This window comes from Streptomyces sp. A5-4, from assembly GCF_051131715.1.
GTDB lineage: Bacteria > Actinomycetota > Actinomycetes > Streptomycetales > Streptomycetaceae > Streptomyces.
In genome coordinates, this window is record NZ_CP178591.1 from 7,701,976 (window position 1) to 7,715,734 (window position 13,759).

9 protein-coding genes are annotated in these 13,759 nt (G+C 68.2%); 5 read left to right on the forward strand and 4 right to left on the reverse strand.

Annotation, left to right across the window (positions count from 1 at the left end; translation table 11 throughout):
- The first annotated feature begins 12 nt into the window (after positions 1-12).
- Genes ACLLJJ_RS36150 through ACLLJJ_RS36165 form a run of 4 tightly spaced genes read left to right on the forward strand, consistent with a single transcriptional unit; the run spans position 13 to position 5,570 of the window.
- The gene (locus ACLLJJ_RS36150; RefSeq protein ID WP_434598906.1) at positions 13-1,317 is read left to right on the forward strand and encodes an ABC transporter substrate-binding protein; all 1,305 of its coding nucleotides are present in this window, start codon (positions 13-15) and stop codon (positions 1,315-1,317) included.
- Between the two features lie 31 nt (positions 1,318-1,348).
- Positions 1,349-2,284, forward strand: coding sequence for a carbohydrate ABC transporter permease (locus ACLLJJ_RS36155; RefSeq protein WP_434598907.1), 936 nt, complete (start codon positions 1,349-1,351; stop codon positions 2,282-2,284).
- The gene (locus tag ACLLJJ_RS36160) at positions 2,281-3,102 is read left to right on the forward strand and encodes a carbohydrate ABC transporter permease (protein WP_434598908.1); all 822 of its coding nucleotides are present in this window, start codon (positions 2,281-2,283) and stop codon (positions 3,100-3,102) included. Before ACLLJJ_RS36155 ends, ACLLJJ_RS36160 begins: the two co-directional genes overlap by 4 nt.
- Positions 3,099-5,570 carry a beta-glucosidase gene (locus ACLLJJ_RS36165; protein ID WP_434598909.1) on the forward strand — a complete coding sequence of 824 codons (2,472 nt, stop codon included), beginning with the start codon at positions 3,099-3,101 and terminating at the stop codon, positions 5,568-5,570. The genes ACLLJJ_RS36160 and ACLLJJ_RS36165 overlap by 4 nt, the downstream gene beginning before the upstream one ends.
- Before the next feature lie 79 nt (positions 5,571-5,649).
- On the opposite strand, the gene ACLLJJ_RS36170 is transcribed toward ACLLJJ_RS36165, so the two are convergent.
- From ACLLJJ_RS36170 to ACLLJJ_RS36185, 4 genes are all read right to left on the reverse strand, one after another.
- Complete coding sequence (locus ACLLJJ_RS36170; RefSeq protein ID WP_434598910.1) at positions 5,650-7,038, reverse strand: endo-1,4-beta-xylanase; 1,389 nt, start codon at positions 7,036-7,038, stop codon at positions 5,650-5,652.
- A 2,047-nt stretch (positions 7,039-9,085) separates the two neighbouring features.
- Positions 9,086-10,510 carry a flavin monoamine oxidase family protein gene (locus ACLLJJ_RS36175; protein WP_434598911.1) on the reverse strand — a complete coding sequence of 475 codons (1,425 nt, stop codon included), beginning with the start codon at positions 10,508-10,510 and terminating at the stop codon, positions 9,086-9,088.
- Between the two features lie 206 nt (positions 10,511-10,716).
- Complete coding sequence (locus tag ACLLJJ_RS36180; RefSeq protein WP_434598912.1) at positions 10,717-11,604, reverse strand: NAD(P)-dependent oxidoreductase; 888 nt, start codon at positions 11,602-11,604, stop codon at positions 10,717-10,719.
- Positions 11,605-11,735: 131 nt separating this feature from the next.
- The gene (locus ACLLJJ_RS36185; protein ID WP_434598913.1) at positions 11,736-12,911 is read right to left on the reverse strand and encodes an acyl-CoA dehydrogenase family protein; all 1,176 of its coding nucleotides are present in this window, start codon (positions 12,909-12,911) and stop codon (positions 11,736-11,738) included.
- 225 nt (positions 12,912-13,136) lie between these two features.
- On the opposite strand from ACLLJJ_RS36185, the gene ACLLJJ_RS36190 reads away from it, so the two are divergent.
- Positions 13,137-13,718, forward strand: coding sequence for a maleylpyruvate isomerase N-terminal domain-containing protein (locus tag ACLLJJ_RS36190; RefSeq protein ID WP_434598914.1), 582 nt, complete (start codon positions 13,137-13,139; stop codon positions 13,716-13,718).
- Positions 13,719-13,759: the final 41 nt, after the last annotated feature.

The following is a 13,759-nucleotide window of genomic DNA, read 5'->3' on the forward strand; positions in this document are numbered from 1 at the left end:
AAGGGTGAGTCGATGAAGCAACGCGCACGGTTCTCGCGGGCCGTCGTCGTCGGTGGTGCCGCGCTGGCGCTGCTGCTGTCCCTCTCCGGGTGCGGAGGAGATTCCGATGCGGCCGGCGGCGGCGACACCTTCCACGTCCTGGTCTACGGAGACGCGGCGAACAAGGTGGAGAAGGAGCTCGTCGCCACCTTCAACAAGACGTCGAAGGTGAAGGCCGTCCTGGATACGATCCCGGGCGCCGACTACCAGGCCAAGCTACAGACGGTCATCAGCAGCAAGCAGGCGCCGGACGTCTTCTTCAACTGGGGCGGCGGTAGCATCAGGCCGTTCGTCGACGCCGGTCTGCTGCTCCCGCTGGACTCCTTCATCGCCAAGGACCCCGGCCTCAAGACGAACTTCCTGCCGTCCGTGTTCAACAGCGCGGTGATCGACGGTACGTCCTACGGGATCCCCATGCGCGGCACGCAGCCCGTGCTGCTGTTCAACAACGGCAAGGCGCTCAAGAAGGCGGGCGTCGAACCCCCGAAGACCTGGGACGACCTGCTGGCGGCTGTCAAGGCGCTGAAGGCCGACGGTGTCACTCCGATCGCACTGGGCGGCGGCGACCGGTGGCCGACACTGATGTGGTTCGAGTATCTCTACGACCGCATCGCCGGCCCGGAGCTCTTCCAGAGGGCCCTGGACGGCGACCAGGACGCCTGGGCGAGCCCGGACAGCCGCAAGGCGCTGAGCAAGATCAAGGAACTGGTGGACGCAGGGGCCTTCGGCACCAACTACGACTCGGTGAAGTTCACCGACCAGGGTTCCCCCACGCTCCTGGCGAGCGGCAGGGCCGCCTTCGAGCTGATGGGCTCGTGGGAGTACTCGACGCAGCAGGACGCGCACCCCGAGTTCGCGAAGAGCGACCTCGGATACAGCACCTTCCCGTCCGTCGAAGGCGGCAAAGGCGACCAGGCGAACGTCGTCGGCAACACCAACAACTTCTACTCCGTGCTGAAGAAGACGAAGCACCCGCAGGCCGTCGCCGAGTTCCTGAAGCTCATGTACTCGGACCAGTTCGTCAAGGCGCAGCTCGGCATCGGCAACCTGCCGACCACGACGAACACCGAAGGCTTCCTGGACACCGCCGCCAGCCCCGAGTTCGCGAAGTTCCAGTACGACATGGTCAAGGCGGCCCCGGCGTTCCAGCTCTCCTGGGACCAGGCGTACCCCCAGTCGGCGGCCACCACGATGTACCAGTCCCTCCAGCAGTTCTTCAACGGCTCGATGGACGAGGACGCCTTCATCGAGGCCATGCAGACGCTGCCGAGCTCGTGAGCTCACTGAATCCGGACTCGGAACATATGACATGACCCGAATCGCAATACCCTCCGCGGACAGCGAGACGGTCAAGAGGGCCGGTGCGTCCGGCATCGGAGCGGGCCGCCCGGGATTCCTCTGGGCGGCCCCCGCCGCTGTCTTCTTCGGCCTCTTCGCCATCGTCCCGCTCATCATGGTCGCCGTCCTCTCCTTCGCCAGCTGGGACGGTCTGAGCGACCCGCAATTCGCCGGCCTCGACAACTGGAAGAAGCTCCTCGACGACCCTGTCATGATCAAGAGCCTCTGGCTGAGCGTCCTGCTCACCGTGCTCGGGGTCCTCGTCCAGACCCCGCTGAGCATCCTGCTCGGGGTCTGGGCGGCGGGGCACCAACGCAACCGGGCCGTCCTGTCAGCCATCTACTTCGTCCCGATGCTGTTGTCCATCGCGGCCGTGTCCGTGCTGTGGCGCGCCGTCCTCGATCCCAACCTCGGTGTCCCCGCGCAGGCCACCTGGCTGTTCGGCGACGGCAACCTGTTCGGGATGCAGTCGAGTGCGATCGGCGTCCTGGTCTTCGTCAGCACCTGGCAGTTCACCCCACTGCACACGCTGATCTACCAGGGCGCGGCGCGCGCGGTGCCGCCGGTCCTCTACCAGGCGGCGCAGATCGACGGCGCGGGCACGGTGCGGCAGTTCTTCCACATCACGCTGCCGCAGCTGCGCAACTCGATCATCACCTCGATGATCCTGATGGTGGTCGGCGGACTCACGACCTTCGACACCGTGCTCATCCTGACCCAGGGCGGACCGGGAAGCGACACCACCATCAGCGCGTACTACATGTACCAGAAGGCGTTCAAGAGCTTCGACTACGGAGCGGCGTCCACCATCGCCCTCCTCCTGGTCCTCGTCTCCACGGTCATCTCGCTGATCGTGGTGCGGCTCTCGGGCTACGACAAGATGCGCAGCACCATGGAGGGACTGTGAGGAAGAGCCGTCCCAACTACTTCGCCGGTCTCGGCTCGCTGGCCTGGCTCCTCGTGGTGGGGCTGCCGCTGTACGTGATGCTCGTCGCCACGTTCCAGTCGCGCCCCGACTACGCGGCGAACGGCCCGCTGGCCTTCCCCGAGCACTTCACGCTCGACAACTACGTCAACGACCTCGACAGCGGCTTCGCGCAGTACTTCCTCAACACGGTCATCGTCACCGTGTGCGTGGTGGGCATCGACGTGCTTCTCGTCCCACCGCTGGCCTACACCATCGTCAGGAGCCGGGGCCGGGCCGCCACCACGGTCTTCCGGCTGTTCCTCCTGGGCCTGGCGATTCCCTCGCAGGCCGTCATCGTCCCGATGTTCTTCGTCATCAGCGAGGCCGGTCTCTACGACAACCTCGTCGGCGTCATCCTGCCGACGGCAGCCTTCGCCATGCCGGTCTGCGCCCTGGTCCTCACGGGGGTGATGCGAGACATCACCCCCGATCTGTACGAGGCGATGACGATCGACGGTGCTTCGTCCCGGCGGGTCTTCTTCCAGTTGGTGCTGCCACTGTCCAAGAGCGGGGTCTCGACGATCGTCGTCTTCTCCGCGCTCCAGGCGTGGAACGGCTTCCTCTTCCCCCTCGTCCTGACGCAGTCGGCGGAGACCAAAGTCATCACCATGGGGCTCTATGAATTCCAGACGGAACACGGAGTCAACACCCCCGGCCTGCTCGCCGCAGTTGTCCTGTCCATGCTCCCCATCCTGATCGTCTACCTGTTCGCTCGTCGTGCCCTGGTACAGGGGCTGATGGGGGTCGGAGGAAAGTGACCGCCAACATCGACAACGCCGGCGTGCCGACACCCGCCGAGACCACCGACTCCCGGGCGCCGGCGTCCGGCCTCACGGACCACCGCACCGGGCCTTGGCGAGATGCCACCCTCGCTCCCGAGGCCAGGGCCGACGCCCTGATCGCCGCCATGACCCTCCAGGAGAAGATCTCCCAGCTCTTCGGCATCTGGGTGGGCGCGTCCGACGAGGGCGCCGAAGTCGCGCCGTTCCAGCACGACATGGAGGAGGCCGTCGCCCTCGACGACCTTCTTCCGCACGGCCTCGGCCAGCTGACCCGCCCGTTCGGCACGGCCCCGGTCGACCCGGCCGTGGGTGCCCTCTCGCTGTCGCGCACCCAGGAGCGGATCGCCGGGGCGAACCGATTCGGCATACCGGCGCTCGCCCATGAGGAGTGCCTTGCCGGCTTCGCCACCTGGGGCGCGACCGCCTACCCGGTGCCGCTGTCCTGGGGCGCCACCTTCCATCCGGAGCTGGTCCGTGAGATGGCCGCCGCGATCGGCCGCGACATGCGCTCCGTCGGCGTGCACCAGGGGCTCGCCCCTGTCCTCGACGTCGTACGCGACGCACGCTGGGGCCGTGTCGAGGAGACGATCGGTGAGGACCCGTACCTGGTGGGAACAGTCGCCACCGCCTATGTGCGGGGACTGGAGTCGGCCGGGGTCGTCGCCACTCTCAAGCACTTCGCCGGCTACTCCGCCTCACGAGCGGGCCGCAACCTCGCCCCCGTCGGCATGGGCGTGCGGGAGCGGGCCGACATCATCCTGACCCCGTTCGAAATGGCCGTACGCGAAAGCGGCGTACGGTCCGTCATGCACGCCTACACCGACACCGACGGAATCCCCTCCGCGGCCGACGGGCCGCTGCTGACCGGCCTGCTCCGCCACACCTGGGGCTTCGACGGGACCGTTGTCGCGGACTACTTCGGCATCGCGTTCCTGAAGACGCTGCACGGGGTGGCGGGGACCTTCGGGGAAGCAGCCGGCGCCGCACTCGGCGCGGGTGTGGACGTGGAACTGCCGACCGTCAAGACGTTCGGCAGCCCGCTGACCGACGCGATCGCCGAGGGCCTCGTACCAGAGGCACTGGTGGACCGTGCGGTACGCCGAGTGCTGGTCCAGAAAGTCCAGTTGGGGCTGCTGGACGCGGACTGGAGGCCGGTACCACCGGGGCTCATCGAAGCCGCGGGTGCGGACGGCTCCGGCGGGAACTCGGAGGCGCTGCGCGGGACCGTCCGTCTCGACACCGACGAGAACCGCGCGCTCGCCCGCCGCGTCGCCGAACAAGCCGTCGTACTCCTACGCAACGACGGCACCCTGCCGCTGGCGGCGGACGCGGCCGCCGAAGCCCCGGCCCGTATCGCACTCATCGGACCCAACGCCGACACCCCGACGGCCGTCCTCGGCTGCTACGCCTTTCCCGTCCACGTCGGGGGCCAGCACCCCGGAACACCGCTCGGTATCGAACTGCCCACCCTGCGCGAAGCATGTGCGGCGGAGTTCCCCCACAGCGAGATCGTCACCGCGCAGGGTGCGGACATCGACGGGCCGGCCACCGGCGGATTCGATGAGGCCATCGAACTGGCCAGGGGCGCCGACCTCGTGATCGCCGCACTCGGCGACCGGGCCGGTCTCTTCGGGCGTGGCACGAGCGGGGAGGGCTGCGACGCGGAGAACCTGGCGCTCCCCGGTGTCCAGCAGCAGCTGCTCGACGCCCTCCTCGACGCGGGCACCCCCGTCGTCGTCACCCTGCTCGCCGGACGCCCCTACGCCCTCGGGCGTGCGGTGGACGAGGCAGCTGCGGTGGTGCAGTCGTTCTTCCCCGGCGAGGAAGGAACGACGGCCATCGCCTCGGTGCTCAGCGGCCGCACCGAACCGTCCGGCCGACTGCCCGTCAGTGTGCCGAGCCACCCGGGCTCCCAGCCCTCCACCTACCTGGCGGCGCGGCTGGGCCATTCCAGCGATGTGTCCAGTGTCGACCCGACCCCGGCGTTCGGGTTCGGCCACGGTCTCACGTACACCGCCTTCGAGTGGAGCGACCTCGTCGTGGAGCACGGACGGGCGTCGACAGAAGGGGAGTTCACGCTCTCCTGCACCATCCGCAACACCGGTGCGCGGCAGGGGACCGAAGTGGTCCAGGTATATCTCCACGACCCGGTCGCCTCCGTGGTCCAGCCCGTACAGCGCCTCATCGGGTACGTACGCCTCGAACTGAATGCCGGACGGGCGGCCAGGGTACGGGTGACGGTCCCGGCGGACCTCGCGTCCTTCACAGGCCGCGACGGCCACCGGATCGTCGAGCCGGGCGATCTCGAACTGCGGCTGAGCGCGTCGAGCACCGATACGCGCCTCACGGCCCGGGTCAGGCTGACCGGACCGGTACGAATGGTCGATCACACCCGTCGGCTGCACCCGAGCGTCACGACGGAGATCCTCGCGGACGCGCCGTAGCCCGGCGCACCGGAAGGACCTTCGCGGGTGGGACGACCACCCGCGAAGGTCCTTTTGTCCCTCCGGCCGGACGCTCCGGTCAGGATGCGGTGCAGGCGCTGATGGTGGGCGGTGCCGTGTTGCCGTTCGTCATGACGGTGAAGCCGAAGCTCGTCGTCCCGCCGGCCGCCAGGCTGCCGTTGCCGCTCGGGGCCACGGTCATTACCTTCCCGGTGTTGTCCCAGCTGGGCGTGCCGTTCCAGGTGGCCGAGATCCGCTGCGCCGAGGCGATGGTCACCCGCACGTTCCAGCCGCTGATCGCCGAACCTCCCGCCGTCACGGTCACTTTGCCGTTGTAGCGGTCACCCCACGTCTCCTGCTTCGCGTACGAGACGGTGCACGTGCGGGTGCCGCTTCCCCCGTCACCACCGCCGCTCGTACCGCCCAGGGTGGACAGCACGGAGTCGTAGGCCGGCTTCTTGTTGTAGTTGCCGTCGAAGAGCAGCGGGGTCCCGCTCGCGCGCCAGGAGTACTTGTCGGTGATGCCCCAGACGGTGATGCCCGCGCAGCGCGTCACCGCGAGGCACGCCTTCACCACGTTGGCGTAACTCGTGGCCTGCGAGGCCCCGGACCCCTCGATGTCCAGTTCCGTGATCTGCACGTCGACGCCGAGGTCGGCGAAGCGCTGCAGATTCGTTTGGAAGTCGGCGGGGACGGGGGACTGGCTGTTGAAGTGACTCTGGAAGCCTACGCAGTCGATGGGCACACCGCGCTGCTTGAAGTCCTTCACCATGGCGTACACGGCGTTGGACTTCGCGTTCACCCCGTCGGTGTTGTAGTCGTTGTAACAGAGCTTCGCAGCCGGGTCGGTGGCCCGCGCGGTGCGGAACGCCTCTTCGATGAAGCCGTTGCCGAGCTTGTCCTGGAAGGGCGAACTACGGCGTGCTCCGCTGCTGCCGTCCTGGAACGCCTCGTTGACGACGTCCCACGAGTGGATCTTGCCCTGGTAGTGCCGCATGACCTGGGTGATGTGGTTGTTCATCGCCGTACGGAGGTCACTCGCACCCAGTGACCCCACCCAGCCGGGCAGCTGGGAGTGCCAGACCAGGGTGTGTCCCCGCACCTTCATGCCGCGGCTCTGCGCGTGGCTGACGATCTGGTCGGCCGCCCCGTAGGAGAACGATCCCCGGGACGCCTCCAGCGCATCCCATTTCATCTCGTTCTCGGGGGTCACCGAGTTGAACTCGGTGTTCAGCGTGGCGGCGTAGGGCGCCTCACCGAGGTGGTTCGCGGCGACCGCCGTGCCGAAGTAGCGGCCCTTGACGGCTGCCGATTCACCGAGGGTGCTCGCCGCGTGGGCGGTGCCGGACAGGGCGACGACACCGGTGGCCGTGAGCAGCGCGGTGACGGAGAGGACCAGTGCCCTGCGCGCGTAGGCACGTAGAGGGCTGCGACCTTCCCCAGGAGTGTTCGCATTTGTGCTGATCATGACAACCTCTTTCTTCTGTGGGCGGGCCGTGCGGGGTGGATGGCTGAGCGGGTTACCGCTGGGTGCGCGCGCCGCTCAGCGGTTCGGCGGTTCGGCGGTCGGCGGTCGGTGCGGTGTGCGCGGGCTTTGCGGCGAAGACCGCGTCCAGGATGTTGGCGGCGTCAGAAGAGGGTGGCCCTCGGGCGGACGGCGTGTGCCCAGCGGAACGCGTCGGCGTATACGACGGCCCAGCTCCCGCAGCCAGAGCAAGTCCCGGTAGGTGCCGCCCTCGTCGAAGGTCTCGTTGACGACGTCCCACTGGTAGGTCCGGGGTGCCCGCGTCGAGTGCGGCGGTGTCCACCGCCGTGCCGGTGCGGAGATCCGCGCGATCGACGAGCATGCGCAGTGTCCGGTCGTGCTTGCCGGGGTGGGCGTGCCGTCTGGGTGGCGGCTCCCAGTACGAGCACAGCCGTGGTCGCCGCGGCGAGGGCGTGCAGGGTGCGTCGGCGCATGGGATCTCCTGGGGAGTGAATACGGGCCGGGGCAGAGCGGTTCGCCCCCGGAAGCGGTGTGCGCTCCTTTCCGCGCCTGGCATGTGCGGGATGCCCTGCGAAAGCTTTCAGGGGTCGACTGGCCAGCTCCGCCCTTCTGTCGCACGGAGAATGGCTCCCAAAGGAATCCTGAGTGATGCGCGCTTCCGAAACAATGCCGCGTAACAACCGAAATTATTTCGGTCCGCCGTGTGCGCCTTCCCCCGGGCCCCGGCGGCGGCCTCCCCCCAAGACCGTCGGGACGCCGGGGGCTTCAACTCAGCTAGCCGTTGATCGAGGCCATCACGGGCCTCCTTGTCGTCGTCCGAGTTCCATGACGAGGCATTGGGCACGCTGCGCGAATAGCCGACGGCCGATGACGCCAGCCACCGGCCTCGACCGGCAGTCGCACTGACGCGGCAGCACCATTGGGTTCGTGGCCGGTGTCAGAGACCAGGCGGCGTCGCCCTGTCCACCGTCATCGGCGCGGCCGACCGCGGCAGTCAGATCCACGTCCCCGCGCGTGGCACCGGCCGGCAGCCGCCAGGTATCGCCGCGCGCTACTCACTGGTGCGGACGACGACGCGGTCACCAGCGCTTGCTTCGTCTGGAACGGCACTGACTCGGAGGCGTGATGACGCCTACGGCAACGGTGCCGGGCGAACGAACCCTGCGCCGCCCCGAGCTGCGCTCGCTGTGGCAGGCGTCCACGTCCGCCTTTGCTCCGGTCGGCCCGTCACGCGGGTGGGGCGCAGCTGCCATAGGCCGATGCGTTCCCCGCGTCACCCCCAGGCGACGGCTGCGAGCCGGCGCTCCATGACGCCCGTTTGACGCTCCGGCCATCGGATTGCCGACCAACGGAGCCGGTAAAGCGGCTCTGACCTGGCATTTTTTCTGGTGTCGTCTCGGCTGACGTCTTTCCGATGACGCACCACGTGGAGTGCGTGGCCATCCTTGAGCCCGCCGCCAAGGGTTCCTGACCTGCGGGTTCGAGTGGTGTGCATTATGTGCACTGTGGGCGTTACGGGCGATATCTTGACGCTGAAATGACGCTCTCAGAGGCATCTTGACGCTCATTTGACGCTCGTTCTGATGGCCCGTCAGGCATCGTGCGTCGCTGGTCAGGCCAGACGAACCACACCGGGGCATCAGTCGAGCGAGCGCATTCCAGGAGTGTGAGCCGGATTGTGACGTCCCTGGCGCCACGGGCCTTCGTCGGTTTCCCGTTACCAATTTCCCAGACTTGTTCGGCCGGGGCGATCCTGTTTGCTTCTCGGCGTAGAGCTTCCTCAGCGGCTCCGGAAGGAGTTGGCAAGATTTGGAAACCCTCACCCAGGGCGGCCTGTTGCTTTTCGGGGGCCGCGTCTACGGAAAGCCTGTCAACATGAGACAACAGGTCTTGGCCGAAGAGCGATCCGGCCCGCCCCGCTCGTCTACGCTGTCTCGGCCGCCACCCCCAGACCCCGGCCCGTCCACCCGTTCGGTGACCGCGCCGGATCCGGCGCCGAGAGGTGGGGGCCGTGGCGTCAGTCAGGGGCTCAGCCCGCCAGCGCCACCGCCTGCTGCGCCGCGCGCAGGCCGGACTCGATCGCGCCCTCCACGAACGCCCCGTACCAGCCGCTCGCGATGTCGGAGCCCGCGAATACGACGTTGCCGTGTGGCTGCTGGATGGCAGGGAGCTGGCGCAGCAGCTGGCCGGGGCGACGCAGGCCCCAGCCGCCGCGGGCGTACTTGTCCTTGGTCCACTCCATCGCGCGGTAACCGGCCACCGTCGCCTGCGGGATGAACTGACGCACCGCCGCCTGGACCGCCGACCGGTTCGACACGTCGAGCGAGGGGCCCGTGAAGGCGACGTACAACCGCCCGTCGGGAAGCTCCTGCTGGGGCAGCATCAGTAGGATCGGACCGTCCTCGGCCGACTGCGCGTACACCGCCTCCGAGCTGCCCCGCACATGCAGCCACAGCTTCGTCGCGTGCGGTACGCCGATTCCCTCCGTGGCCGCATCCGTGTGGACCTTGGGCAGACCCGGGTTGAAGGCGATGGTCCGCCAGGTGTTGACGGGCGTGGCGACCACGACGACCCGGGACTTGTACGTCTGGCCGCCGCTCAGCCGAACCTGCGTCCAGTTGCCCGCCTTCGTGACCGACGAGACCTGCGAGTTGAGCCGTACGGCCGCCTTCGACTCGTCCAGCATCGCCTTGAGCACGGAGGTCATGCCGCCGTCGGGCTTGAGGCTCATGGTCGAGTGGAAGCCGTCGTACGTCCCGCCCGCGAGCTGATACCACTGGGCCAGACCCGTCAGGGCGCCGACATCGTTGCCGCCCGCGAACACCGCGGTGGAGCCCGCCACCCATTTGTGGTCCACGGGGGAGAGGCTGAGCTGCTTGATCCGGTCGGACAGCGACAGGTGATCGAGACCCTGCAGCAGGTCCTGGCGGTAGAGCGGTTCCAAGGGGCGCTCGAAGTACTGCTCCGATCCCGCGTAAAACTGCTCGAAGAGGGTGCCCAAACGGCCGAAGACCTCCGCCGGAGGGCTGCTCAAGTAGCCGTCGGCGCCCGGCATCACGGCCAGGGTCGGCGACACGTCCAGCGTGGTGCCGATGGAGTAGCGCTTGAGTTCCCGCTCGACGAGCTGCTGGCCGGGGCCGAACCACCCGCCGCCCAGCTCCACGCGCTCCCCGGCGAAGGCGCTGGTCCACACCCGTCCGCCGATCCGGTCACGGGCCTCCAGCACCAGCGTGGACAGACCACGCGCGGTCAGCTCACGCGCGACGGTGCCGCCCGCGTACCCGGCGCCGATCACGATCACGTCCCAGGGCGCATCCTCCGCGCGCGCCGGGCCGGCGCCTGCTGCGGCGAGGGCCGATGCGAGTGCCGTGGCGGCGCCCGCCTTCAGCAGGGACCTGCGGTCCGGGCCGGTGGATGTGGTGGCGTTCGCCGACGTGCCAAGTTGCCGATTCATGGAGGTTCCCCCTGGGGCGAAGAGGTGACGAGGAGAGGCGCGAAGCGGTGCGGTGGGCGTGGGGTGCCTGCCTGTGGAGCGTGGGCGCGCGTGGGGCGGTTGACGCGTGTGGAGGGGCGGGCGTGGCAGGGGCCGGCCCGGCGGCCCGTGACAACCGCCGGACCGGCCCCTGCCGACTCACCGGGAAGTGATCATTGTCGCCGTGCTCACTCGGTGGGCTTGCGGTACGCCTTGACGACGGCCGCGTAGCTGTTCTTGGCGTGGCCCTGGCCGATGACCCGCTCCATCAACGCCTGCGAGTACTTGGGCAGTTCGGCGTCGATGCCCAGCGCCTGGCTCTCGTGCACGAGGTGCTTGAGCGCCTCCAGGTGCGTCTCGAGCGTCGCGTCGTTGGCCGGGAACTTGCCGTCACCGGCGTCGATCTGGGCCGCGTAGTCGGTCGTGAACATCTTGATGGCGTCGAGCCACATGTGCGCCCAGGGCAGGAACTGCTGGGCGCCGACGCCCGCGGTCTCCACGATCGCGACACCGTGCAGGAAGCTGTTGAGCGTGCCCCACATCAGGCCGAGCAGCGACACGTCGTACAGTGCCGGCATGCCGTGGTCGGCGCCCAGGTATGTGGTGGCACCGCCCAGCAGCTTCAGCGTCGACTCGTGCTTCTGGAAGACGCTCTCCGTGCCGGCGTAGAAGAGCACGGTGGTGTCGGCGCCGATGCCGGGGGGCGTGATCATGATCGCGCCGTCGAGGTACTCGGCGCCCTGCTTCTGCGCCCACACCGCGGTCTCGCGGCCCTGGTCGGACGAGCCGCTCGTCAGGTTGACGAGGACCTTGCCGCTGAGGGCGTTGCCCAGCGAGCCGATCACGTCGTGCACGGTGTCGTACGTCGAGAGGCACACGACCACGAGCTCACTGGCGGCCACGGCCTCCGCAGGGGTGGCGGCGAGCACCGCACCCTGCGAGACGAGGTCGTCGGCCTTTTGAGCCGAGCGGTTCCACACGGTGGTGGTGTGACCCGCCTTCAGGAACGCGGCGGCGAGCGCCTGTCCCATGAGGCCGAGGCCGATGACTGTCACCGGGGTGCGGTTGTCGCCCATGAATGATCCTCCAGTGCATTGTTCTGCGGGGGTGAAAGCGGCGTCGAGCGCGCCACAATTCCGGAAAGGGGTGAGAAGGGGAAGAAAAGGGAAAGTTTGTTCTGCGAGTCACTCGGTGTGGGCGCTGCGGGCTAGAGGAAGACGGTGCCCGGGTCCATGCCGAGAAGTACCCGGCCCTGGAGTTCCAGATTCACATCGATCTGCGCCAGCGCGTGCAGGGAGAAACCCTGGATGTCGCGGTGGAAACGCTGCAGCGGAACGCTGCGCTGAATCACTGAACCACCGCTGGCGTTGAAAAGAATCTCGACGGCTTCCTTCGAGAGCTGCGCGGCGAATGCGGTCTGGCCGCGCACGATCGCCTTTTCCGCGTCGGTCGGCTGCACACCCGCGTCGGCCCGCTCCTGGAGCAGCGTCAGCCAGCGCTCCGACAGCGCCTGCGCCGCGTCGATCTTGTTGGCCGCGGTGGCCACCTGGATCTGGGTGAGCGGGTGCTGCTTCTGGTCGGTCCAGTCGGTGTACGTGATGCCGCGGCCGGGCAGCCGGTCGAGGAAGAGTTCGTACGCGCCCCGGGCGATGCCGATGAAGACGGCGGCGCACTCGGCCATGACGAAGCTCAGCAGACCGTAATTGCGGCCGGTGGCCCCTGTGTTGGAGCGGTCACTGGTGGCGCTGACCATCACCTCTTCGAAGGTGGTGACGTGGTGCGCCGGGATGAAGACGTCCTTGGCGGAGGTCGTGGCGCTGCCGGTGGCGGAGCCCGCGGACACGTGCCAGTCGTCGGCGACGGTCATCTTGTCCATCGGGACGATGGCCATGACCTCTTCGTGCGTGCCGTCGGGGCGCTCCAGCATCGCCGCGGTGAAGTTCCAGTCCGCGCCCGGCGAACCGGTGTTGAACCGCCAGCTGCCGTTGAGGATGTAACCGCCCTCGGTCTCCACGACCGTTCCGCTCGGCGTGAAGGCGCTGGAGATCTTCACCGAACCTGGAGCGAAGATCTCCTCCTGGGCCCGGTCCGGGTAGAGGGTGGCGGTCCAGGTACTGGTCACCCAGACCATCGTCACCCAGGCGGTGGCGGGGCACCCGCGCCCGATCTCGGTGATGACCGCGGCCTGGTCGGCCAGCGGCAGGTCGAGGCCGCCGAACCTGGCCGGCACGGCCATGCGGAATACACCGGCCTTCTCCAGAAGGGCGAGGTTCTCCTCCGGGAGCCAGCGATGATCCTCGCCCTCGGGACCGTTCTCGCGGAGCGTGGGAATGATGCTTCTCACTGCTTCCAGTACGGACGCCAGGTCGTCGTTCGTAGCCATTGCGGCTCCTCGGTCGTGGGGTCGGTTCTGCCGAACGAGAGGGCGCACTCGGCCAACACTCTCAAGGCACCTGGAACAGTACTTAAAGCGAAGCGGAAAAGAGTAAGAGAGTGTCCACTGTGCGGTCATGGGAAATCCCGGCCGCTCGGCGGGGCCAAATTACCGTTCAATTACCGAAAAATGACTCTGCCGCGGAATCGGCTTCCTTGTGGCAACATCCGTTCCATGACTCTTTCCTGGTCCGACCTCGTACGTACCGCAGCCGAAGAAAGCACCGCAGTTCTGGAGGAGGGAGCCGATCAGAGCTGGGCCCGAACGGCCGGGGACCTCGACTGGAGCGCCCACGAGACCCTGTCGCACATCGCCCTCGGCGTGGTGGGTTACGCCGGGCTGCTCATCGCCCGACCGACCGACCGCTACATCACGCTGTTCTCCTCGATCGACTCCCACGCCCCGGCCCCCGCGGCCCTGGAGGGCATCCGGATCGCCGGTACCCTGCTGGCGAACACGGTGGACACCACCCCGTCCGACGTCAGGGCCTGGCACCCGTACGGACACTCCGACGCCGCCGGGTTCGCCGCCATGGGCGCCCTGGAGCTGGTGGTGCACGGCCGCGACATCGCCCGTGGGCTCGGCATCGACTGGACCCCCTCCGATGAGCTGTGCGCGCCCGTCGTTGACCGGCTGTTCCCCGACGCGCCCACCGGTCACGGCCCTGTGGACACCCTGCTGTGGTGTACCGGCCGCGCCGCACTGCCGGGCCTGCCCCGCCAGTCGGGCTGGCGCTGGTACGGCGAAGTCCGCTGACCGCCGTGCGAAAGGGGCGGCCGACCGACTCCCAGAGTCGG

Coding starts and splice junctions, on each gene's coding strand:
- ACLLJJ_RS36175 (WP_434598911.1), bottom strand. CDS start 10,510: ATGAATCGGCAACTTGGCACGTCGGCGAACGCCACCACATCCACCGGC.
- ACLLJJ_RS36180 (WP_434598912.1), bottom strand. CDS start 11,604: ATGGGCGACAACCGCACCCCGGTGACAGTCATCGGCCTCGGCCTCATG.
- ACLLJJ_RS36155 (WP_434598907.1), top strand. CDS start 1,349: ATGACCCGAATCGCAATACCCTCCGCGGACAGCGAGACGGTCAAGAGG.
- ACLLJJ_RS36170 (WP_434598910.1), bottom strand. CDS start 7,038: ATGATCAGCACAAATGCGAACACTCCTGGGGAAGGTCGCAGCCCTCTA.
- ACLLJJ_RS36190 (WP_434598914.1), top strand. CDS start 13,137: ATGACTCTTTCCTGGTCCGACCTCGTACGTACCGCAGCCGAAGAAAGC.
- ACLLJJ_RS36150 (WP_434598906.1), top strand. CDS start 13: ATGAAGCAACGCGCACGGTTCTCGCGGGCCGTCGTCGTCGGTGGTGCC.
- ACLLJJ_RS36185 (WP_434598913.1), bottom strand. CDS start 12,911: ATGGCTACGAACGACGACCTGGCGTCCGTACTGGAAGCAGTGAGAAGC.